General features: G+C 70.0%; 24 protein-coding genes. 16 read left to right on the top strand and 8 right to left on the bottom strand.

From position 1 onward, the window contains the following. Positions 1–4: 4 nt before the first annotated feature. Positions 5–427: a hypothetical protein gene (locus tag ABN611_RS05085; protein WP_350278599.1), complete on the bottom strand. Its 423-nt coding sequence runs from the start codon at positions 425–427 to the stop codon at positions 5–7. Positions 428–802: 375 nt separating this feature from the next. Between ABN611_RS05085 and ABN611_RS05080 the strand changes: the two genes are divergently transcribed. The 6 genes from ABN611_RS05080 (at position 803) to ABN611_RS05055 (ending at position 7657) form a co-directional block, all read left to right on the top strand. Continuing rightward, a complete protein-coding gene (locus ABN611_RS05080) occupies positions 803–1843 on the top strand; it encodes a BMP family ABC transporter substrate-binding protein (RefSeq protein WP_350281596.1) in 1041 nt (346 codons plus the stop codon). Between the two features lie 107 nt (positions 1844–1950). Beyond that, positions 1951–3501: an ABC transporter ATP-binding protein gene (locus ABN611_RS05075; protein ID WP_350278598.1), complete on the top strand. Its 1551-nt coding sequence runs from the start codon at positions 1951–1953 to the stop codon at positions 3499–3501. Beyond that, the gene (locus tag ABN611_RS05070; RefSeq protein ID WP_350278597.1) at positions 3501–4697 is read left to right on the top strand and encodes an ABC transporter permease; all 1197 of its coding nucleotides are present in this window, start codon (positions 3501–3503) and stop codon (positions 4695–4697) included. Before ABN611_RS05075 ends, ABN611_RS05070 begins: the two co-directional genes overlap by 1 nt. Next, a complete protein-coding gene (locus tag ABN611_RS05065; protein WP_350278596.1) occupies positions 4694–5995 on the top strand; it encodes an ABC transporter permease in 1302 nt (433 codons plus the stop codon). Before ABN611_RS05070 ends, ABN611_RS05065 begins: the two co-directional genes overlap by 4 nt. Further along, positions 5970–6383, top strand: coding sequence for a cytidine deaminase (locus ABN611_RS05060; protein WP_350278595.1), 414 nt, complete (start codon positions 5970–5972; stop codon positions 6381–6383). The genes ABN611_RS05065 and ABN611_RS05060 overlap by 26 nt, the downstream gene beginning before the upstream one ends. Continuing rightward, the gene (locus tag ABN611_RS05055; protein WP_350278594.1) at positions 6380–7657 is read left to right on the top strand and encodes a thymidine phosphorylase; all 1278 of its coding nucleotides are present in this window, start codon (positions 6380–6382) and stop codon (positions 7655–7657) included. The genes ABN611_RS05060 and ABN611_RS05055 overlap by 4 nt, the downstream gene beginning before the upstream one ends. On the opposite strand, the gene ABN611_RS05050 is transcribed toward ABN611_RS05055, so the two are convergent. Both ABN611_RS05050 and ABN611_RS05045 read right to left on the bottom strand, forming a co-directional pair. Further along, a complete protein-coding gene (locus ABN611_RS05050; protein WP_350278593.1) occupies positions 7658–8317 on the bottom strand; it encodes a hypothetical protein in 660 nt (219 codons plus the stop codon). Positions 8318–8365: 48 nt separating this feature from the next. Further along, a complete protein-coding gene (locus ABN611_RS05045; protein ID WP_350278592.1) occupies positions 8366–8971 on the bottom strand; it encodes an ATP-binding protein in 606 nt (201 codons plus the stop codon). 53 nt (positions 8972–9024) lie between these two features. Between ABN611_RS05045 and ABN611_RS05040 the strand changes: the two genes are divergently transcribed. Continuing rightward, the gene (locus ABN611_RS05040; protein ID WP_350278591.1) at positions 9025–9456 is read left to right on the top strand and encodes a hypothetical protein; all 432 of its coding nucleotides are present in this window, start codon (positions 9025–9027) and stop codon (positions 9454–9456) included. On the opposite strand, the gene ABN611_RS05035 is transcribed toward ABN611_RS05040, so the two are convergent. Both ABN611_RS05035 and ABN611_RS05030 read right to left on the bottom strand, forming a co-directional pair. Continuing rightward, positions 9413–10201 (bottom strand): phosphotransferase, encoded by a 789-nt coding sequence (locus tag ABN611_RS05035; RefSeq protein ID WP_350278590.1) that lies wholly within the window; start codon positions 10199–10201, stop codon positions 9413–9415. The two genes, ABN611_RS05040 and ABN611_RS05035, sit on opposite strands and share 44 nt — an antisense overlap. A 6-nt stretch (positions 10202–10207) precedes the next feature. Beyond that, positions 10208–11173 (bottom strand): sugar-binding domain-containing protein, encoded by a 966-nt coding sequence (locus ABN611_RS05030; protein WP_350278589.1) that lies wholly within the window; start codon positions 11171–11173, stop codon positions 10208–10210. A gap of 115 nt (positions 11174–11288) precedes the next feature. Here ABN611_RS05030 and ABN611_RS05025 point away from each other — a divergent pair, with 115 nt between their 5' ends. The 5 genes from ABN611_RS05025 to xylB are packed head-to-tail and all read left to right on the top strand — an operon-like array spanning position 11289 to position 17387. After that, positions 11289–12653: a sugar ABC transporter substrate-binding protein gene (locus ABN611_RS05025; protein WP_350278588.1), complete on the top strand. Its 1365-nt coding sequence runs from the start codon at positions 11289–11291 to the stop codon at positions 12651–12653. A 7-nt stretch (positions 12654–12660) separates the two neighbouring features. Next, on the top strand, positions 12661–13629 hold the full coding sequence (locus tag ABN611_RS05020) for a sugar ABC transporter permease (protein ID WP_350278587.1): 969 nt from the start codon (positions 12661–12663) through the stop codon (positions 13627–13629). Next, positions 13626–14468, top strand: a complete 843-nt coding sequence (locus ABN611_RS05015) for a carbohydrate ABC transporter permease (RefSeq protein WP_350278586.1) — start codon at positions 13626–13628, stop codon at positions 14466–14468. The genes ABN611_RS05020 and ABN611_RS05015 overlap by 4 nt, the downstream gene beginning before the upstream one ends. Before the next feature lie 44 nt (positions 14469–14512). Beyond that, positions 14513–15928, top strand: coding sequence for a mannitol dehydrogenase family protein (locus ABN611_RS05010; RefSeq protein WP_350278585.1), 1416 nt, complete (start codon positions 14513–14515; stop codon positions 15926–15928). A 10-nt stretch (positions 15929–15938) separates the two neighbouring features. Beyond that, positions 15939–17387: a xylulokinase gene (gene xylB / locus ABN611_RS05005; RefSeq protein ID WP_350278584.1), complete on the top strand. Its 1449-nt coding sequence runs from the start codon at positions 15939–15941 to the stop codon at positions 17385–17387. A 10-nt stretch (positions 17388–17397) separates the two neighbouring features. Here xylB and ABN611_RS05000 read toward each other — a convergent pair whose 3' ends face one another. Then, entirely contained in the window at positions 17398–18444 is a 1047-nt protein-coding gene (locus ABN611_RS05000; protein ID WP_350278583.1) for a DUF5937 family protein, read from the bottom strand. A gap of 56 nt (positions 18445–18500) precedes the next feature. Between ABN611_RS05000 and ABN611_RS04995 the strand changes: the two genes are divergently transcribed. Both ABN611_RS04995 and ABN611_RS04990 read left to right on the top strand, forming a co-directional pair. After that, on the top strand, positions 18501–19334 hold the full coding sequence (locus ABN611_RS04995; RefSeq protein WP_350278582.1) for an aldo/keto reductase: 834 nt from the start codon (positions 18501–18503) through the stop codon (positions 19332–19334). A 21-nt stretch (positions 19335–19355) separates the two neighbouring features. Then, a complete protein-coding gene (locus ABN611_RS04990; protein ID WP_350278581.1) occupies positions 19356–19850 on the top strand; it encodes a DUF1232 domain-containing protein in 495 nt (164 codons plus the stop codon). Here the strand turns inward: ABN611_RS04990 and ABN611_RS04985 are convergent. Further along, positions 19847–20032, bottom strand: coding sequence for a hypothetical protein (locus tag ABN611_RS04985; RefSeq protein WP_350278580.1), 186 nt, complete (start codon positions 20030–20032; stop codon positions 19847–19849). The two genes, ABN611_RS04990 and ABN611_RS04985, sit on opposite strands and share 4 nt — an antisense overlap. A gap of 68 nt (positions 20033–20100) precedes the next feature. Then, positions 20101–20844 carry a sulfite exporter TauE/SafE family protein gene (locus tag ABN611_RS04980; RefSeq protein ID WP_350278579.1) on the bottom strand — a complete coding sequence of 248 codons (744 nt, stop codon included), beginning with the start codon at positions 20842–20844 and terminating at the stop codon, positions 20101–20103. A gap of 82 nt (positions 20845–20926) precedes the next feature. Here ABN611_RS04980 and ABN611_RS04975 point away from each other — a divergent pair, with 82 nt between their 5' ends. After that, a complete protein-coding gene (locus ABN611_RS04975; RefSeq protein ID WP_350278578.1) occupies positions 20927–21808 on the top strand; it encodes a LysR family transcriptional regulator in 882 nt (293 codons plus the stop codon). Next, positions 21805–22194, top strand: coding sequence for a hypothetical protein (locus ABN611_RS04970; RefSeq protein WP_350278577.1), 390 nt, complete (start codon positions 21805–21807; stop codon positions 22192–22194). Before ABN611_RS04975 ends, ABN611_RS04970 begins: the two co-directional genes overlap by 4 nt. The last annotated feature ends 10 nt before the right edge of the window (positions 22195–22204 follow it).

Below are 22204 nucleotides of genomic sequence, written 5' to 3'. Positions count from 1 at the left end.
AGCGTCATTTGGCGCCCGAGTTGGCGACGGTGAACGTCCATCGCGTGCCCTCCGCCGATGCCAGCTGTACCGAGATCACCCCGGGACCGTCGCTCCTCGGCGTCCGGTTGGTCACACCGTCACAGCGCGGGTACCACGGAGGTCCGGCGCCGGCGATCTCGACCGACAGCATGGCGCCGCGGCAGCGCGTGTACAGCACGTAGTTCCGGCCGACCTCGATGTCGACTCCGTGGGTCAACGCGTCGCGATCCGTGTAGGTAGCCACTTCCTGTTCGTTCGGGAGCAGTTTCACCGACACGTCGTCAGGGGTCGTCGAAGGTGAGGGGCTGTTCGTGACGGTGGCCGCCGGCTTGTCAGCAGACCCGCAGCCTCCAGGCACCGCCAGCACGATCATCACCACGACGGCCCCGAAAGCCGGTTTCCGCATCGAGACTCCTTTCCAGCCGGGCTCAGGAGCGTAACCGCCGGTGCCGGGCTGGCTGCACCGGATTGCAGGAACCTGCCGTCCAGGCGGAGCAGTAACGCACAGTGACAGATACGCATGGTGAAAGCAACCACGGAGCGTGCTGACCGTGACGCGGACGCAGCAGCCGGTGACCGGGCCAGAGAAGTTGTCGAAATGTGACGCGGATGCCGGTCACTTTCCGGTATCGAGGCCTGCTTGACGTTCAAAGAAACACGGGGCGAGCCCTATAGTCTGCGGATGCGGCACGTGGGGGAAGGCGTGCGGCGGGCACATGAATCTGGTCGACGAAGGAGACGTCCGGTGAAGAAGTATCTGCGGGGAACGGCGATCGTGGGCGTGCTGACGCTCGCCGTGGCCGCTTGTGGCAGCAAGCCGACCGAGGACAACGCAGGCGGCAGCGGCAACAAGGACTTCAAGGCCTGCATGGTCTCCGACTCGGGGGGTTTCGACGACAAGTCGTTCAACCAGACGTCGTACAAGGGTCTGCAGGAAGCGGTCAAGGAGAAGGGCCTGACCGAGGTCAAGGCCGAGTCGAAGTCGGACAACGACTACCCGACCAACATGACCGCGATGATCAATGCCAAGTGCAACATCATCATCTCGGTCGGCTTCAAGCTCGAGGACGCCACCGACAAGGCCGCGCAGGCGAACCCGTCGGTCAAGTTCGCGATCGTCGACTCGGCGCCGGCGAAGCCGATCGAGAACGTGAAGCCGCTGGCCTTCAACACCGCGCAGTCCAGCTTCCAGGCCGGCTACCTGGCCGCCGCGATGAGCAAGTCCGGCAAGGTCGGCACGTTCGGCGGCCTGAAGATCCCGACCGTGACCATCTTCATGGACGGCTTCGCCGAGGGCGTGCGCTACTACAACCAGCAGAAGAGCAAGAACGTCCAGGTGCTCGGCTGGGACGACGCGAAGCAGGCCGGCCTGTTCACCGGTGACTTCGAGGACAAGGCCAAGGGCCAGAACAACGCGCAGAACCTGATCACCCAGGGCGCCGACGTGATCTTCCCGGTGGCCGGCCCGGCGGGTCTCGGCGGCCTGCAGGCGGCCAAGGCCAGCAACGGCAAGGTGAACGCGATCTGGGTCGACACCGACGGCTGCGTGAGCGCCGCGGAGTACTGCTCGGTGCTGCTGAGCAGCGTGCAGAAGGGCATGGACGTCGCCGTCAAGGACGCGATCCTGTCCGTCGTCGACAACAAGTTCGACAACACCCAGTTCATCGGCACGCTGGAGAACGGCGGTACGTCGCTCGCGCCGTTCCACGAGTTCGACAGCAAGATCCCGGCCGACGTGAAGTCGGAGCTGGAGCAGATCAAGACCGACATCGTCGGCGGCAAGATCACCGTGCAGTCGAAGGTCCAGCCGAAGGCCTCCTGAACCGGCACACCCGACACCGGCACGTTGCGTAGTACGGTGCGAGCCAGGAAGACGGACCCACAGGTCCTGCCTTCCTGGCTCGCCGTCTGAGAGGGGAAGGGCCGCGCATGCATCTCGAGCTCTCCGGGCTGACCAAGAGCTTCGGCTCGCTGGTCGCCAACGACCACATCGACCTGGTCATCGAGCCGGGTGAGATCCACTGCCTGCTCGGTGAGAACGGCGCCGGCAAGAGCACGTTGATGAACATGCTCTACGGCCTGCTGCAGCCCGACGAGGGCGAGATCCTCGTCGACGGCGAGAAGGTGAAGATCACCTCGCCGAGCGACGCGATCCGGCACGGCATCGGCATGGTGCACCAGCACTTCATGCTGGTCCCGGTGTTCACCGTCGCCGAGAACATCATGCTCGGCCGGGAGAACGTCCGCGGCGCCGGCGTCCTGGACCGGAAGAAGGCGCACGCGCTCGTCACCGAGCTGTCCGACCGGTACGGCTTCGAGGTCGACCCCGAGGCGCTGGTCGAGGACATCCCGGTCGGCGTCCAGCAGCGGGTGGAGATCATCAAGGCGCTCACCAACGACGCCAAGGTGCTGATCCTGGACGAGCCGACCGCCGTCCTCACCCCGGCCGAGATCGACGAGCTGATCGGCGTCATGCGGCAGCTCAAGGAGAACGGCACCTCGATCGTCTTCATCACCCACAAGCTCAAGGAGGTCAAGGCGATCGCGGACACGATCACCGTGATCCGCCGCGGCAAGGTGGTCGGGAACGCCGAGCCGTCCGCGTCCGAGGAGGAGCTCGCCGAGCTGATGGTCGGCCGCGCGGTCGACCTGGTCGTCGACAAGGCCCCGGCCGAGCCGCAGGACGCCGTACTGCGGGTCGAGGGGCTGACCGTGATCGACGAGCGCGGGTTCACCGCGGTCGACGGGGTGGACCTGGAGGTGCGCGCGGGGGAGATCCTCGCGGTGGCCGGTGTCCAGGGCAACGGCCAGACCGAGCTCGCCGAGGCGCTGCTCGGGCTGACGCCGGTGGCGGCCGGGCGGATCTCGCTGTCCGGCCAGGACCTCACCGCGAAATCGACCCGGCACCGGCTGGAGGCCGGCATCGGGTACGTCCCCGAGGACCGCGCGCACGACGGTAATGTCGGCTCGTTCTCGGTGGCCGAGAACCTGGTCCTCGACCTGTTCCGGAAGGCGCCGTTCGGCAACGGGCTGGCTCTGCGTACCGACGAGATCGAGAAGAACGCGCGGGCCCGGGTGGACGAGTTCGACATCCGCACGCAGGGCATCGACCTGGCCGTGTCGTCGCTGTCCGGCGGCAACCAGCAGAAGGTCGTACTGGCCCGCGAGCTGTCCCGGCCGTTGAAGCTGCTGGTCGCCTCGCAGCCGACCCGCGGTGTCGACGTCGGCTCGATCGAGTTCCTGCACAACCGGATCGTGAAGGAGCGCGACCAGGGTACGGCGGTGCTGATCGTGTCCACCGAACTCGACGAGATCGCCGCGCTGGCCGACCGAGTCGCGGTGATGTACCGCGGCAAGGTCGTCGGCGTCGTACCGGCCGACACGCCCCGCGACGAGCTTGGCCTGATGATGGCCGGCGCCTCGAAGTCGGAGGCCCACGTTGAGGCGATCGAGAACCCGACGACATTGGGAACCATCTGATGAGCACTGAGACAGAGGCAGCGCCGGCCCCGGCGCCCGCCAAGGAGCCGAGGCGCTCCGGCCTGCCGTCGTGGGCGGTCCAGGGGCTGGTCTCGCTGAGCGCGATCGTGCTCGCGCTGGTGGTCGGGGCGATCCTGATCATCGTCGGCGACGACCAGGTGCAGACTGCGATCGGGTACTTCGGCGCCGCGCCGCTGGACACCCTGTCCGCTGCCGCGAGCGCGGTCGGCGAGGCGTACCAGTCGCTGGCGGTCGGGGCATTCGGCGGCTGGACGCCGATCAGCGAGTCGCTGACCCAGGCGACACCGCTGATCTGCGGCGGCCTGGCCGTCTCGCTGGCGTTCCGCACCGGGCTGTTCAACATCGGTGCCCAGGGGCAGCTGATCACCGGCGCGATCCTGGCGGCGTACGTCGGGTTCGCCTGGCACCTGCCGCCGGTCCTGCACCTGGTCGTGGCGGTCGTCGCGGGCCTGATCGGCGGCGCGATCTGGGGTGGCGTGGTCGGCCTGCTGAAGGCCCGCACCGGCGCCCACGAGGTGATCGTGACGATCATGCTGAACTACGTCGCGATCTACCTGTTGTCCTGGCTGCTGACCACGTCGACGTTCCGGCGGCCCGGGCGGACCGACCCGATCTCGCCGATCGTCGACGCGAACGCGCAGTACCCGCAGATCGGCGGCACCCGGCTGCACGTCGGGTTCCTGCTGGCGCTGGTCGCCGCCGTCTTCGTCTGGTGGCTGCTGAACCGGTCGACGATCGGCTTCGAGCTCCGCGCGGTCGGCGCCAACGCGGACGCGTCCCGGACGGCCGGTATGTCGGTCGGCCGCGCGTACGTGATCGCGATGGTCGTGGCCGGTGCGCTCGCCGGTCTGGCCGGCACCCAGCAGGTGCTCGGCACCGACCTGCCGCTGACCGACGGGGTCGCGGCCTCGGTCGGGTTCGACGCGATCACGGTCGCGCTGCTCGGCCGCGGTACGCCGCTCGGCACCGTGCTGGCGGGCCTGCTCTTCGGCGCGCTGAACGCGGGCGGCCTGCAGATGCAGCTGATCACGCAGACGCCGCTGACCCTGACCACCGTCCTGCAAGCCGTGATCGTGCTGTTCGTCGCGGCGCCGGCGCTGGTGCGCTCGATCTTCCGGTTCCTGCCCAAGGAACGGGGAGTCGGCGCCGTCCTCGCGAAGGGGTGGAACGGATGAGCGAGACGACTCCGGACGCGGTCCCGGCGGCCCCGGCGAGGCCGCAGGTCATCGAGGCCCCGGCCGAGCGGTCGCGCCGGCTGCGGGTCGGCGGCGTGATGCTGGTCTTCGCGCTGATCGGCCTGGTGCTCGCCGTCTTCACCAAGGGCGGCAAGGCGACCTTCCAACTGGTGTCGGGTGACCTGCAGAACAACCTGCTCGGACTGCCCGCGCAGCCCGTCGGCGTGATCCTCGGCATCCTGGGCGTGGCCGCCGCGGTTGCGTACGTGCTGCCCGCGGTCCGGGTGCGCATCCCGCAGCGGTACGCCGCCTGGCTTGCCGCCGTACTGGGTGTCTGCTTCATCGGCGCGTTCCTGTGCTGGGCCGCGGCCGGCAAGACGTTCCCGCTGGCCAACCAGTTCCAGGGCACGCTGAACTTCGCGACCCCGCTGATCCTCGGCGCGCTCGCCGGCGTGCTGTGCGAGCGGGCCGGTGTCATCAACATCGCGATCGAGGGCCAGTTCCTGGTCGGCGCGTTCACGGCCGCGTTGGTGGCGAGTACGACGAACAGCGCCACGGCGGCCTTGATCGCGGCGGCGGCCAGTGGTGTCGTGATGGCCGCACTGCTCGCGGTGTTCTCGATCAAGTACCTGGTCAACCAGGTCGTCCTCGGCGTCGTCCTGGTGGTCTTCGCGACCGGTATCACCGGCTTCCTGTTCGACCAGTTCATGCAGCCGGAGGCCGAGAGCCTGAACACGCCGAACGTCTTGTCGGCGGTGGAGATCCCGGGCCTGGCCGACATCCCGTTCATCGGGCCGATCCTGTTCAACCAGACGATCCTGGTCTACCTGACCTACCTGGCCGTCGTGGTCGTCACCTTCGTGCTGTTCCAGACCCGCTGGGGCCTCCGGGTCCGCGCGGTCGGCGAGCACCCGAAGGCGGCCGACACGGTCGGCATCAAGGTCAAGCGGATCCGGTACTCCGCGGTGCTCTGGGCCGGGGTGCTGGCCGGGCTCGGCGGCGCGTTCTTCACGGTCGGGTACGCCGGTTCGTTCAGCAAGGAGATGACCGCGGGCAACGGGTTCATCGCGCTGGCCGCGCTGATCATGGGCCGCTGGCACCCGATCGGTGCGACGGTCGCCGCGCTGTTCTTCGGCTTCGCCACCCAGTTGCAGTCGCAGTTGCAGATCATCCAGACCCCGATCCCGGGCGAGCTGCTGCTGATGGCGCCGTACCTGGCCACCATCATCGCGGTCGCCGGCCTGGTCGGCCGGGTCCGGGCACCGAAGGCCGATGGTGAGCCCTACGTCACCGAATGAGGTCGACTGGCAGGCGTTGCGCTCGGTCGCGGTCGAGCTGATGCAGCGTGCGTACGTGCCGTACTCGCACTTCCCGGTGGGTGCGGCGGCGTACGTCGGCGACGGCCGGATCGTTGCCGGGTGCAACGTCGAGAACGCGTCGTACGGCCTGACCCTGTGTGCGGAGTGCGGGCTGGTGTCCGAGCTGCACCGGACCGGCGGCGGCCGGCTGGTCGCGTTCACCTGCGTCGACCGCAACGGCGACCTGCTGACGCCGTGCGGGCGCTGCCGGCAGTTGCTGCACGAGCACGGCGGCCCTGACCTGTTGCTGGAGACACCGACCGGACCTCGCCCGTTGCGGGAGTTGCTGCCCGACGCGTTCGGGCCGGAGGACCTGGAGAACCGATGAGTTACGACGCCGTGGACGTGATCCGGGCCAAGCGCGACAAGGGCGAGCTGAGCGACGGCCAGATCGACTGGGTGATCGACGCCTACACCAAGGGCGACGTCGCCGACGAGCAGATGTCTGCGCTCGCGATGGCGATCCTGCTGAACGGGATGAACCGCCGCGAGATCGCCCGCTGGACCGCGGCGATGATCGCGTCCGGCGAGCGGATGGACTTCGGCAGGCTCTCCCGGCCGACCGCGGACAAGCACTCGACCGGCGGCGTCGGCGACAAGATCACGCTGCCGCTGGCGCCGCTCGTCGCCGCCTGCGGGGTCGCCGTACCGCAGCTGTCCGGGCGCGGTCTCGGGCACACCGGCGGGACGCTGGACAAGCTCGAGTCGATCCCGGGCTGGCGCGCGGCCCTGTCGAACGACGAGCTGATGCGGCAGCTGGAGGACGTCGGCGCGGTGATCTGCGCGGCCGGCGACGGACTCGCGCCCGCGGACAAGAAGCTGTACGCGTTGCGGGACGTGACCGGGACGGTCGAGGCGATCCCGCTGATCGCCAGCTCGATCATGAGCAAGAAGATCGCCGAGGGAACCGGTGCGCTGGTGCTGGACGTGAAGGTCGGCTCCGGCGCGTTCATGAAGGAGCTCGCGGACGCGCGTGAGCTGGCCGAGACCATGGTTGCCCTGGGCACCGACGCCGGGGTGCGAACCGTTGCCCTGCTCACCGACATGTCGGTGCCGCTCGGGCTGACGGCCGGGAACGCGCTGGAGGTCCGCGAGTCGGTCGAGGTGCTGGCCGGCGGCGGCCCCGCCGACGTGGTCGAGCTGACCGTTGCCCTGGCCAACGAGATGCTCGCCGCGGCCGGTGTCACCGACGTCGACCCGGCCGAGAAGCTCCGGGACGGTACGGCGATGGACGCCTGGCGGGCGATGATCTCGGCGCAGGGCGGGGACCCGGACGCCGAGCTGCCGGTCGCGGCCGAGCAGCACGTCGTACCGGCGCCGGCCTCAGGCGTGCTCTCGAAGCTCGACGCGCTGGCGGTCGGGGTCGCCGCGTGGCGGCTCGGCGCCGGGCGGGCGCGCAAGGAGGACCCGGTGTCGGCGGTGGCCGGTGTGCAGCTGCACGCCAAGCCGGGCGACCCCGTCCAGGAGGGGCGGCCGCTGCTCACCCTGCACACCGACGACGCCGCGCGCATCGAGCGGGCGCTCGAGTCCCTGGCCGACGCCGTCGCGGTGGCCGACAGCTACACGCCGGGTCCGCTGGTCATCGACCGCATCACCGCCTGATCAGCTGGAGGTGGCGGAGAGCCGCGCGCGTTGGGTCTTCGCCACGGTGGTGATGAGGGCGGTGTCCGGCGTGAGAGTCGTGCCGAGCGGCGCGGCTTCGCGGACGGTCAGTTCGACGACCATCGGGCCGACGGCGAGAATCGCCTCGGCGATCGCGACCGACTGCTGGGCGCCGCCGTCGTACTCGACCCGGGCGTCGGACAGCGCGTTCGGGACGCCGAACGGCTGATCGTGGACCTCCTGGCCCCACAGGCCCTTCTGCAGCGCCTTCGCCTTCGCGGCCGAACCGGTCTTGAACAGCTGGATCGTGTACCGCTTCTTCTTGTCGGGGCTCAGCCGGGTCGCCCGGTACCCCTCGACGAAGCTCGCGTTCAGCAGCAGCGCGCGGTCCAGCGCCGGATCGGCCGACCAGGTGCTCAGGTACGTCGTCGCGGTGAACGGCCCGGTGCTGTTGCGCGGATCCGCGACGTAGCCGCGAGGCAGCACGACGAGGCCGGCGAGCGTGCTCTTCGCGGCCTTGTCCGTCGACAGTGTCGAGCGCTTCGCGGCCGGTTCCTGGGCGGCGACGGCCGACGTACCGCCCTCGCTCCCGCAGCCGGTGGTCACAGCCAGCAGTACTGCGGTCACGGCAACGGCAACGGCTGACCCATTCGGTCTCACGGCGTCGATCCCAGCAGAGTTGGGTGAACTTCAGGCGAACAACGCCGATTACTGAGACGCCGCCTCGGTGAGAAGCAGTTCGATCCGCGCGCGGGCCTGCTTGGGATGCATTGGTTCGCAGCCGGCCGCCACGCAGCGGCGGACCACCTCCGGGTCGTCGCGGAGCAGCAACAGGCCGCGCCGGAGCAACGTCAGCGGAGGCTTGCGGTGCTCGCGGAGGTCGCGGTGGAAGCGGCGCGCGAACGTCACCAGGCGGTGGTGGTACACGCAGATCGCGGCCGCGAGCAGGCCGCGGTCGCGGAGCGCGCCGGTGATCTGGTCGGCGAAGATGCCCTCAGCAACGATCAGCGGGGAGCCGCCGGTAGTGACCGGGCGGTGACCGACAGTGCCGTCGGCGGCGATGTCGTAGATCGGGAGGTCGGCGGATCCCGTCGTACACAGCAGCTCGAGGGCCGCGACCGCGCGGTCGCCGTCCCAGGATCGCGGGTCGTCCCAATCGACGATCCCGAGCGGCGACCGCGGCATCGCCTCGTCGTCGCCGTCGCGGTAGAAGTCGTCCAGCCGGACGACGGGCAGCCCGACGTGCTCCGCGAGCCGCGACTTCCCCGCCCCCGAAGGCCCCGCCAGCAGCACCACCCGTGAACGCACCGGCATATTCTCGTCCACTGCCCGCGGTAACGGCCAATCGCGCCTGGCGATAACCAGGTATGCCGAAGATGAAGCTGGGCGCCGCGTTCTACGGGCTGTTCGCGGTCGGGGCGGTCGTGTCCGCCGTCTTCATCTTTCGTGGGGACGGCGAGTACGCCGGTGCCGACCAGTGGTACCTGATCGCGAGGGGGATGCTGTTACTGCTGATCGGGGTGATGTTCGGCATCGGAGCGGTCACCCGGCGCGGCCTCATGTCCGACGACGGGCCACGAATCTGCCGGAGCGGCTGGATCGTGATGATCGCCCTGGTCGGTGCTGAGTTCGTGGTGTTCGCGTTGGGCGACGACGAGGGCACCTTCCCGAGTGTCGTGCCGGCGCTCATCGCACCGGGTTTCCAGCGAATGCAGGAGAAGTACTACGAGGGCCGGGACGAGGCGGAGCGAGAGCTCAATCCAACAGGGCCTGACGAAGCTCGGCCGCCGTCTGTTTGAACCAGGTGTTGGTGCGGTCGGTGAGTTCGGCCTCGCCGGTTGTCCAGCGTTGGTGGAACCACGGATGCCCGGACTCGGAGCCGCGGCGGACGTAGTCCATGCACCAGATGTGGTTGTCGGCGGCCGCGTCGACCAGCCGGAGGCGGTCCGCGTCGGTCAGGCCGTAGGCGTCGGTGAACCGGCGCAGGCGGGCGTGCGTGCGCCCTCGCCGTACGTCGTGGATGTCAGCGTCGGGCCGCAGCGGGGCCCAGAGTCGTATGGCGGTCGCGACGTCCCACAGCGGCGATCCGGGACCCGCGAGGTCGAAGTCGATGAGTGCCACCGCGACCCCGTCCCGGAACACCACGTTGTCGAGGTTCGGGTCGTTGTGGCTGATCAGCCCGGTCACGTAGTCGGCCGGCACGGGTTCGGCCCAGTCGAGGCCGAGCGGCCGGAAGTCCGCGACCGCCTCGTGGTACGCGCGCAGCAGGTGCGCCACGCTGTCCAGCGCCGCGTCCGTCATCGACCAGGACGGGTACGGCGCGGTGACGGTCTCCCCGGGCAGGTACGAAAGCACCTCGCGCCCCTGCTCGTCCACGCCGAGGAACGCCGGTGCGCCCTTGAATCCGACACTTTCCAGGTGCTGCAACAAGGCGTGCGTCGCCGTGCTGCTGGCGCGCAGCGGCCGCCGGACGGTATCCCCGACCCGCACCACCAACCCGCGGTTCGCCGTACCTCCGACCAACTCGACCTCAGCAGCAGGCATCGCCGGTCAGTCTGACTGTTCGAGCAGGGCCTTCGCCAGGGGTGCGTGGGTAACGATCGCGTTCACCAGCCCGCTGCGGACGGCGGCCCGCACCGCCGGGACCTTGGCCAGCCCGTACGGGATCGCGATCACCTCGTCGATCTTGTCCATCTGCTCGGCGTTGATCGCGATCACCCGGTCGGTGACCTTGCTCTGCACCGGCACGCCGTCCGCGTCGACGAACACGCCCGAGATGTCCGCGACGACCCCGCGGCGCGCCAGCTGTTCGCAGGCCTTCTCGTCCATCGCGTCGTACAGCGTCGACTGGCCGGCGGCCCACGAACCCAGCCCGACGACGGCCTTCGACACCGAGTCGAAGTGGCTGATCGCCTCGGCGACCTCCGGCTGCTGCCGCAGCGCCCGCGCCGTCGCGGCGTCCGGTACCACGAGCGGCGCGTAGAACAGGTACGCCGGACCGCCCGACAGCCGGGCGGTGTGCCGGACGAGCTCGACCGAGTTCGCCTCGACGTCCGGCCGGGTCAGTGCACCGGTCAGCTGGACGACCGGAACCGGGGCGAGCGACGTGAGCTGCTCGGTCATCGCGGTCACTGCCCGCGCCCAGGCGAGGCCCAGTACGTCCTCGGCGGTGACGATCTCCGACAACAGGTCCGCGGCGGCCTTGCCGAGCTGCGTGCGCAGCGCCGGCTCGTCCACCTCCGGGGTGTCGACCACGATCGCCCGCCGGAGGCCCAGGGTCTCCTGCAGGCGGGCGGACAGGTCTAGGTCGATGGCGCCGGGATGGCTGATCTCGATCCGCACCAGGCCGCTGCTGCGCGCCTGGTCGAGCAACCGCGCGACCTTGAACCGGCTGAGCCGGAACTCGTCGGCGATCTCCACCTTCGACCGCCCGTCGACGTAGTACCGCCGCGCGATCGAGGCCGTCAGCACCAGCTGTGCGGGCCCGAACGTCTCCATCACTGCCTCCCCGCTCATATGAGCACCACCGGACCCAAGTGTTGCACAGACTCTTGACAGGTCAACCCGTTCCCGGTTCACTCATGGTGTGAGCAGGGGCGTGCTCAAATGAGCGGACCGGCAAGGAGACACCGTGCTGAGTAAGCGCAAACGCATCGGAGCGGTCGGGATCGCGGTGCTGCTGACCGCGGTGACCGGCTGTGCGGGCTGGGGAGGCGGAGCCGGCGGCGGTGGTGCCGACAGCATCAACGTGCTGATGGTGAACAACCCGCAGATGGTCGACCTGCAGAAGCTGACCGCCGACAACTTCACCAAGCAGACCGGGATCAAGGTGAACTTCACCGTGCTCCCGGAGAACGACGTCCGGGACAAGATCAGCCAGGAGTTCTCCAGCCAGGCCGGGCAGTACGACGTGGCGTCGGTGAGCAACTTCGAGATCCCGATCTACGCCAAGAGCAAGTGGATCGCGCCGCTGTCCGACTACATCGCCGCCGACCCGTCCTTCGACCAGGACGACGTGCTGAAGCCGATGACCCAGTCGATGACCGGCGAGGACGGCAAGATCTACGGCGAACCGTTCTACGGCGAGTCCTCGTTCCTGATGTACCGCAAGGACGTCCTGGCCTCCAAGGGCATCACGATGCCGGCCAAGCCGACCTGGCAGCAGGTCGCCGAGATCGCCGCGCAGGTGGACAACGCACAACCCGGTATGCGTGGCATCTGCCTGCGCGGCCAGCCCGGCTGGGGCCAGCTGTTCGCGCCGCTCACCACGGTCGTGAACACCTTCGGCGGCACCTGGTTCACCGAGGACTGGCAGGCGAAGGTCGACTCGCCGGAGTTCACCGAGGCGACGAAGTTCTACGTCGACCTGGTCCGCGCGCACGGCGAGGCCGGCGCACCGCAGGCCGGCTTCACCGAGTGCCTGAACAACACCATCCAGAGCAACGTCGCGATGTGGTACGACGCCACGTCGGCGGCCGGTTCGCTCGAGGCGCCGAACTCGCCGGTCAAGGGCAAGATGGGCTACGCGCCCGCACCGGTCGTGAAGACCGACAGTTCCGGCTGGCTGTACGCGTGGGCGTGGGGCATCCAGGAGGCGTCGAAGAAGAAGGACAACGCCTGGAAGTTCATCTCCTGGGCCTCCGGCAAGGAGTACGAGAAACTGGTCGGCGAGAAGGTTGGCTGGTCCAACGTCCCGGCCGGCAAGCGCGCGTCGACGTACGAGATCCCGCAGTACGTCCAGGAGGCCGCGGCGTTCGCGGAGCCGACGAAGAGCGCGATCGAGAACGCCGACCCGAACAACCCGGGGACCCAGCCGCGGCCGGCGCCGGGGATCCAGTTCGTCGACATCCCGGAGTTCCCGGATCTCGGCACCCAGGTGAGTCAGGACGTGAGCTCGGCGATCGCCGGGCGGATGAGCGTCGACGAGGCACTGAAACGCGGGCAGGAGCTCGCCGACGACGTCGCCGAGCGGTACCGCTCGCGGGAAGCGAAGTGAGGTAGGCATGTCTGTCGACGCGAAACCCGACACGCAGCCGCAGCCCAAGCCGAAGCGGCACGCCGCGCCGCCCGGCTCCGAGGGCACCGCGCTGCGCAAGGCCGGCGACTGGGCCCGCCGCGGGCCGCTGCTGCCCGCGCTGGTGTTCATGATCATCGTGACCCAGCTGCCGTTCGTGGTCACGATCGTGGTGTCCTTCATGGACTGGAACGCGTACTACCCCGACGAGCGCGGCTTCGCCGGGATCGACAACTTCCGCCGGGTGCTGACCGACGCGAACACCCGGAACGCGATCTGGGTGACGATCCTGCTGACCGTCGGCGTCGTGCTGATCAGCCTGGTCCTCGGGCTGCTGATCGCGCTGCTGCTGGACCGCAAGTTCCGCGGCCGCGGTGTCGTCCGGACGATGATGATCACGCCGTTCCTGGTGGTGCCGGTGGCCGCCGCGCTGCTCTGGAAGCACGCGCTCTACAACCCGACGTACGGCCTGTTCAACGGCGTGCTGAAGTGGCTGTTCGGGGACAACGCGCCGCAGCCGGACTGGATCAGCAACCAGCCGCTGTGGTCGATCATCTTCGCGCTGGTCTGGCAGTGGACGCCGTTCATGATGCTGATCCTGCTGGCCGGGCTGCAGAGCCGGCCGCTGGACGTGATCGAGGCGGCCGGGATCGACGGCGCCAACCAGTGGGAGATCTTCCGCTACATGACGCTCCCGCACCTGCGGCAGTACCTGGAGCTGTCCGCGCTGCTCGGCTCGATCTACGTCGTGCAGAACTTCGACGCGGTCTTCACGATCACGTCCGGCGGCCTCGGGACGGCGAACCTGCCGTACACGATTTACCAGACCTTCTACACCGCGCACGACTACGGCCGGGCCTCCGCGGCCGGCGTGATCGTGGTGATCGGCACGATCCTGATCGCGACGTTCGCGCTGCGGTCGGTGTCCACGCTGTTCCGAGAGGAGACCGGGCGATGAGCGGGCAGGTCACGATCGTGACTGGGCGTAAGGGTCGTGGTGGGTTCGTCCTGACCGGGCTGGCGTGGATCGTCGGGATCCTGTTCGTGCTGCCGGTCCTGTGGATGCTGCTGACCTCGTTCCACACCGAGGAGGACGCGGCGAAGAACCCGCCGGACCTCGGCGCGCCGCTGACCCTCGACGGCTACAAGGCGTTCTTCGACACGGGACCGTGGCCGTCGATCGCGAACTCGCTGACCGCGAGCATCCTCTCGACGGTACTGGTCATCCTGCTCGCCTTCCCGGCGGCGTACGCGCTGTCGATCCGGCCGGTGCGCAAGTGGACCGACGTACTGTTCTTCTTCCTGTCCACGAAGATGCTGCCGGTGGTGGCCGGCCTGCTGCCGATCTACCTGTTCGCGCAGTCCGTCGGTTTCCTGGACAACATCTGGCTGCTGATCATCCTCTACACCTCGATGAACCTGCCGATCGCGGTCTGGATGCTGCGCAGCTTCCTGTCCGAGGTGCCGGTGGAGATCCTGGAAGCCGCCTCCGTGGACGGCGCGTCCCTCAGCCGCACGTTGCGGTCGGTCGTCGCCCCGGTGGTCACACCCGGCATCGCGTCGGCCGCGCTGATCTGCTTCATCTTCAGCTGGAACGAGCTGCTGTTCGCCCGGGTGCTGACCGGCACGGTGGCGCAGACGGCTCCGGTGTTCTTGACTGGGTTCGTGACCAGTCAAGGATTGTTCCTCGCCAAAGTCTGTGCCGCGTCGATCGTGGTGTCGTTGCCGGTGCTGATCGCCGGGTTCGCCGCCCAGGACAAGCTCGTCCAGGGCCTGTCGCTGGGGGCGGTCAAGTGAAGCTGTCCGCTGCTGCTCTGGATGCTCTGGGCAACGAGGTCGCGGTGCCTTCCTACGACCGTACGGCGGTACGCCCGGGGATCGTGCACTTCGGGGTCGGTGGGTTCCATCGTGCTCATCAGGCGATGTATCTGGACCGGCTGATGAACGAAGGGAAAGCGCTGGACTGGGGGATCGTCGGTGTCGGGGTGCTGCCGAACGATCGACGGATGGCGGAGGTTCTCGAGGCCCAGGACAGTTTGTACACGTTGGTGATCAAGCATCCCGACGGCACGCTGGAGCCGCGGGTGATCGGGTCGATCGTCGGGTACCTGTTCGCGCCGGACGACCCGGAAGCGGTGCTGGCGCGGATGACCGACCCGGCGACCCGGATCGTGTCGCTGACGATCACCGAGGGCGGGTACCACGTCAACCAGGTGACCGGTGAGCTCGACGCCTCGGATCCCGCGCTCGCCGCGGACCTGCAGCCCGGGGCGACACCGGGCAGCGCGTTCGGGTTCATCGTCGAGGCGCTGCGCCGGCGCCGCGAGGCCGGCGTACCGCCGTTCACCGTGATGTCCTGCGACAACATCCCGGGCAACGGGCACGTCGCGCGCAGGATGATCGCCGGGTTCGCGCGGTTGAAGGACCCGGCGACCGCGGAGTTCCTGGAGACCGAGGTGCGGTTCCCGAACTGCATGGTCGACCGGATCACGCCGGTCACCACCGACGCGGACCGGGAAGCGCTGACCGAGCGGTTCGGGGTCGAGGACGGCTGGCCGGTGGTGTGCGAGCCGTTCACGCAGTGGGTGCTCGAGGACGACTTCGGCGGCGAGCGGCCGCCGTACGAGGACGTCGGCGTGCAGATCGTCGAGGACGTCGAGCCGTACGAGCTGATGAAGCTGCGGCTGCTCAACGCGTCGCACCAGGCGCTGTGCTACCTCGGCTACCTGGACGGTTACCGGTACGCGCACGAGGTCTGCCAGGACAAGCTGTACGTCGACTTCCTGCTCGGGTACATGGACAACGAGGGAACGCCGACGTTGCCGCCGGTGCCCGGTGTCGACCTGGACCGCTACAAGCACCAATTGATCGAGCGGTTCGCGAATCCCGAAGTACGGGACACACTCGCGCGGCTGTGCGCGGAGAGCTCGGACCGGATCCCGAAGTGGCTGCTGCCGGTGGTGCGCGAGCAGCTGGCGGCCGGGCGGGAGATCACCCGGTCGGTGCTCGTGGTCGCCTCCTGGGCGCGGTACGCCGAGGGCGTCGACGAGCAGGGGCAGCCGATCGAGGTCGTCGACCGCCTGCGCGACAAGCTCGTCGAGCGCGCCCGGCACAACCGGGAGGACCCGCTGGTGTTCATCTCGGACCCCGACCTGTTCGGCGACCTGGCGTCGGACGAGCGCTTCGTGACGCCGTACAAGGCCGCCCTGAAGTCACTCCACGAGATCGGCGCGCGGGCAACCGTGGAAGCGCTCTAGTCTGGGTCCCATGACTGAGCTGAGGCTGGTGGCCGGGGTGGACTGCTCCACTCAGGCGACCAAGGTGGTCGTCTGTGACGCGGAGACCGGAGCGGTACTGCGGGAAGGCCGCGCGCCGCACCCGGACGGGACCCAGGTGGACCCGGCCGAGTGGTGGAAGGCGTGGGAGATCGCGTCCGACGGGCTGCTCGACGGCGTCCAGGCGATCGCGATCGGCGGGCAGCAGCACGGGATGGTCCTGCTGGACGACTCTGGTGAGGTCGTCCACCCGGCCGTCTTGTGGAACGACACCAGCTCGGCGGACGCGACCGCCGAGCTGATCGCCGAACTCGGCGGTCCCGAGGCGTGGGCGGAGGCCACCGGCTCGGTCCCGGTGCCGTCCTTTACCGTCACGAAGCTGCGCTGGCTGCGCGACGAGGCGGCGCGCGGTGCGGCCGACGTACGCCGGGAGGCGGCGCGGCGCGCGAGCGCTGTGGTGTTGCCGCACGACTGGATGACGCACCGGCTGGCCGCCGATCGGCAGGGGATCGAGGGGATCACCACCGATCGCGGCGACGCGTCCGGGACCGGCTGGTGGTCGCCGACGACCGAGGACTACCGCACCGACCTCGTCGAGCTCGCCTTCGGCCGGCAGCTCGCGTTGCCGCGCGTCGCCGGCCCGACCGAGCTCGTCGGCCAGACCTCGTTCGGCGCGGCGATCGCGGCGGGCACCGGCGACAACGCGGCGGCCGCGCTCGGCCTCGACCTGCAGCCCGGCGACGTCGCGGTCTCGCTCGGCACCAGCGGTACGGCGTTCGCGCGGTGTGCGCACCCGACCAAGGACTCGACCGGCTTGGTCGCCGCCTTCGCCGACGCCACCGGGGAGTACCTGCCGCTCGTCTGCACGCTGAACGCGGCCCGCGTGATGTCCGCGACCGCGCAGCTGCTCGGCCTGGAACTGTCCGCCTTCGACGAGGCGGCGATCACCTCGCCGGGAAGCGACGGCCTGGTCCTGCTGCCGTTCCTCGACGGCGAGCGGACGCCGGACCTCCCGCATTCGACGGGCCTGATCTACGGCCTCACGCGCGCGACCATGCAGCCCGCGACGATGGCCCGCGCCGCCGTCGAGGGCCTGCTCTGCGGCCTCGCCGATGCCGTCGACGCCCTGCGTGACCAGGGCGTGCCGGTGCAGCGCCTCCTGTTGCTCGGCGGCGGCGCGCGCTCCCGAGCCGTCCAGGCTCTCGCCCCGGCGATCCTCGGCGCGGAGGTCGTGCTCCCGGAGCCGGCCGAGTACGTCGCCCTCGGCGCGGCCCGCCAGGCGGCCTGGGCACTGTCCGGCGCGGACACCCCGCCCACGTGGGACATCCCCGTCGGCAAGCCCGAGCCCGCGCTCAGCGTCGACGCCGCGACGATCCGCGCCAACTACAGCCAGGTTCTCGCCAACACCCGGCCGTTGCTCTCCCAGCCGTACAACCGCTGAGGCGCAGAGGTCAGGTGCCGGCGTCGAGGAGGGCGTCGGCGGCGGCGGAGCGGGCGTACAGGACTGTGCGGCCCGACCGGTGCCGGGTGACCAGGCCGGCGCCGCGGAGCGCGGTGAGGTGCTGGGACACGCCGCCGGGCGTGAGGCCGGTGCGGGCAGCTAGCTCCGTGGTCGAGCGCGGTACGTCGAGCTGACCGAGCAGGACGGCGCGTGAGCGTCCCAGGACGGCGGCGAGCCCGGGAGGTGTGGGACGTGGCGAGTCGTGCCAGAGGGCGGCGACTCCGCGGGCCGGGTAGGTGAGCGTGGGTTGCCACGGCGGGATCGTGCTCGAGTAGACCGTCGGCCAGACGAAGGCCGACGGGGTGAGCAGGAGCCCTTCGCCGGCCAGCTTCCGCTCGCCGTGGAAACGCCGGTGCCGGATCGAGAGCGTGCCGTCCTGCCATCGCACGCCGTCGGCGAGATCCTCGAAGAGCCCGGCCGGTCCCGCCTGTCCGAGGCGGCGTCCGCGGTAGAGCAGGTCGCCGTCGAGCACGGTGCGGATCCGTCCCCAGTACGGCGCCAGCGCGAGGTCCCAGTACGTCGCGATCTGGTCCGCCAGGCGGGTGATGCCCTCGACCGGGTCGGCGTACAACTCGGCGACTCGTGAGCTGGGCAGCTCGCCCGGCCGCGGACTGCGGAGCCGGCGGGGACGTTGCGCCTCGGCGAGTGAGCCGAACGGGCGACGGCGCGCGTACGCGAGGACGTCGAGATCGGCGCGGACCTGCTCGGGCGGCACCCGGCGGAGCGTGCCGAGATCGCTCTCGAGATCGGGGAGCGGGCTGTTCGGCGGCGGGGAGAGGAAGTCGGCCAGGTACCAGACGGACGGGTCGACCAGGTCGAACAGCAGGCCGAGCGCGGTGCCGGCGAGACGCTCCCGGGTCGCGCGCGCCCACCGGTCGTGGAACGGATGCGGCCGGGGTGACTTGAGCAGCCGGATACTGGCCACGACCTCCCAGAGCGGGGACATCGCGAGCCTTGTCCGGGCCAGGTCCGCCACGGTGAAGGTGAGCTTCAGCATTCAGCTCAGTCTAAATCCTTTCGGCGGCGCCGTGCGGTGGCCGGATCCTGGGCCGCATGAACAACTCACGACTGAAGGTCGGCGAGCTGGATGTGCACCGGCTGGGCTTCGGGGCGATGCGGCTGACCGGGTACCGCCCTGCCGCCGACCGCAGCGCGGCGATCCGGGTGGCGCGCCGGGCGGTCGAGCTCGGCGTCGACTTCATCGACACCGCGGACGCGTACGGCATCGGCGCCAACGAGGAGCTGCTCGCCGAGGCGCTGCATCCTTACGGCCACGTACTGATCGCCACGAAGGTCGGGCACACCCGCCCGTCGCCCGGCGAGTGGACGCCGTGCGGGCGACCGGAGTACCTGCGGCAGGCCGCGGATCTGTGTCTGCGACGGCTGCGGGTCGAGCGCATCGATCTCCTGCAGTTGCACCGGATCGACCCCGCCGTACCGTTCCCTGACCAGTTGGGGGCCCTGGACCGACTGGTCGCCGAGGGGAAGGTGCGGCACATCGGCCTGTCCGAGGTGACCGTGGAGCAGGTCCGCGAGGCCCGGCGATCCGTCGACGTCGTCAGCGTGCAGAACCGGTACAACCTGACCGACCGCCGGCACGAGGACGTCCTCGACTACTGCACCGCGGAGGGGATCGCGTTCATCCCCTGGGATCCGATCGCCCACGGTGAGCACGCCGGTTCGCAGTTCCTCGGGACGATCGGCACCGAGTTGGGCGCGACCGCCGCCCAGCTGTCACTGGCCTGGCTCCTGCACCGGTCGCCGGTGGTGGTGCCGATCCCGGGGACCAGTTCGGTCCGGCATCTCGAGGAGAACGTGGCGGCCGCCGAGCTCGAACTGACGCCCGAGCAACTGGCTCGCCTCGCTGCGGTGCACCCGGTCGGCTGAAACGCCCTCTACCCTGGATAGATGGTGTACTTCGGGGCGCTGCTCGCGCTCATCGGGCTGCTGACGTTGCTGTTCCGGGACGGCGACGTCGTGGGCCTGCCCGCGGTCGCCGCCGGCATCGGCTTGCTGGTCATCGGGGTCGCCGTCGGCGCGCTGGGCGTGCTGCGGCGGCGCGTCGTACGGCGGCAGAAGATCGCTCGCGGTGAGCCGGTGCCGGTGGGGACCGTCGTCGACCGGGCGAAGGCGCTGCCGAGGCTGCTGCGGGACGTCCGCAACGGGACGTACGCCGACCTGCCGAAGAGCCGGACCTTCCTGTGGCTGCTGGCCCTCGTGTACCTGGTCTCGCCGGTCGACATCCTGCCCGACCTGCTGCCGATCATCGGCGTCACCGACGACGCGGGCGTGGTGGTCTGGCTGCTCACGAGCGTCTCCACGGCCGCCGGTCTCTACCTGCGCCGCGAGCGCGAACAGCAACTCCCGCACAACCCGCCACAGGGCCGCCGCGCGAACCCCTAGGAACGCCGGCGTACCCAATCGGCGACGTCCTCGGCCGCCTCGTCGGGATGCTCGTACGCGAACCGCTGCAACGGATCCGTCGGCACACCCGACTCTGCCAGGCGCTCTGCGGCGGCAACCAACGCCCGAGCTGCCGCGAGCACCCGCGCTGCCTGCGCGGCCGCCTCCACGGGATCGTGCACGTCGACCACCGCTGCAGCGAGGTCCGCAACCTCACAGGCCTGGTAAGCCATCGCAAGCTGTGCGCGATTCACGCGAACGCCCGTACAAAGAACAGGCCAGTCATCAGTACGGCGGTGCTCAGCACCAGCGCGCGCAACACCCGCGGAGGCAACCGTCGTACGCCGTGCGCCCCGGCGTACCCGCCGACGATCGCCCCGGCGAGCAGGGCGACCAGCTCCACGGGCTGCGACAGTACGTCGGCCGCGAACACGAAGATCACCGCCGCGGTCAGGTAGACGGCCGCCACCTGGATCACCCGCAGCGGATTGCCGCGGGCCGGGTCGAGCGAGGTCGTCGCGGTCCAGAACGCGAGCATCATCAGGCCGACCGCACCGCCGAAGTACCCGCCGTAGATCGCCAGCAGGAACTGTCCGGCCAGGATCGCCGCCGGCCCTGGTCGCCCGAGCCGCAGGGCCGCGGTGAGCCGTTTACCGAACGCGAGGACGACGGTCGCGAACGCCAGCAGCCACGGCACCGCGGCGTCGAACGATGCCGACGGCAACATCAGCAGCAGGCCGGCGCCGAGCGCGCCGCCGAGCACGCTCGCGAGCGTGAGGCGCGCGGGGGACGGGCGGTCGAAACCGTGGAGGTCGCGCCGGTAGACCCAGGCGCTGGTCGCGTTTCCGGGCAGCAGCGCGACGGTCGTGGTCGCGTTCGCAGTGACCGGCGGCATCCCGGCCCCGACCAGCGCGGCCAGTGCCACGAAGCTCCCGCCACCGCCGACGGCATTCAGCGCGCCGGCCGCGACACCGGCCAGGAGGATCAGCAGCACCCTTCGAGGATCCTGGCTCGGACGGGTCTCCACAATGCGCGATCCCCGTAGTCAGCCTAAGGCTGGGACGTAGGCTGGGTGCATGCGGTACGACCTCGACGATCTCCGGCTCTTCACGCACGTGGCGGCAGAGGGCTCGATCACCGCCGGCGCGCGCGTGATGCATCTGAGTCTGCCTTCGGCCAGTGCGCGGGTCAGAGCCCTCGAAGCGCAGGCCGGGGTCCCGCTGCTGGTCCGCGAGCGGCGCGGTGTCCGGCTGACCCCGGCCGGTGCCACCCTCGCCCGGCACGCCCGCGAGGTCCTGGCCGAGACGACCCGGCTGGACAGCGCCGTGGCGTCGTACGCCGTCGCGCGCTCGGAGCCGATCCGCTTGGTGGCCGGCGGGTCCGCGATGCACCAGCTCGTCCCGATCGCGCTGGCCACGTTCCTCCGCGACCATCCGGAGTACGACGTGAACGTGAGCGAGCGCCGTACCATCCGCAGCGTCCGGCTGCTCGCGGCCGGGGAGGCGGACCTCGGCGTGATCCTCGACGACGAGCCCACCCAGCTGCGTACCGAACCGCTGGCCGACGACTCGCTGGTGGTGATCGGCCAGGCCGGCGGCACGCTGTCCGGCCGGTCCTCGATCGCGTACGCCGAGGTCGCCGAGCATCCGCTGGTGGGCCTCGACCGGAACTCGCCGCTCAGCCAGTGGATGGACGACCGCCTCGGCCCACACGCGCCCGCGCCGCGCTACCGCACGCTCGTCCCGACCCTGCACGCGCTCATCACCCTCGCCACCGTCGGCGCCGGGCTGGCCGTCGTACCGCGCCGGGCTGTGCACTCCAACGCCGACGTGGACATCTGCCCGCTCCAGGACGCCTGGTCCACCCGCCAGCACCTGCTCTGTTACGCCGCCGACGCGCCCGAATCCGTCCACCTGCTCGCGGACCACCTGCACGCAGCAGCTAGCGTGCAGACATGAGCGCAGACGAGATCGGCATCCCCCTGCAGGCCTTCGACGCGCTCCTGCACAGCCCGAACATCCCGACCGTCTGCCGGGCACTGAACATGTACCAGGTCGCCGCGGCGTACACCCGCCTCAGCGGCGGCAACCCGCTCGAGCCGCTGGCCGCCGACGTCCGCGAGGTCGCCCGCGAGATCCTGTCCCGCCCGCCCGTCGAGGCCGGCGACGACATCCGTGCCGGTTTCGACCACCTGAGCGCGCTGAACGTGCTCACCACCCTCGCCGAGCCCGACGACGTCGAGCTGATCACCGGTGTGCTCGACCGCGCCACCGATGACGAGATCCGCGCGGTTGCTTCGCTGGCAGCAGACACGGCTCGACGGAAGGCCGGTTCGGCGGGATAGCGTTGCGTCC

The organism is Kribbella sp. HUAS MG21 (assembly GCF_040254265.1).
In the GTDB taxonomy this organism is placed as follows: Bacteria; Actinomycetota; Actinomycetes; order Propionibacteriales; family Kribbellaceae; genus Kribbella.
The sequence above is the reverse complement of the archived record's forward strand: the minus strand, read 5'-3'. Positions and strand labels throughout refer to the sequence as shown.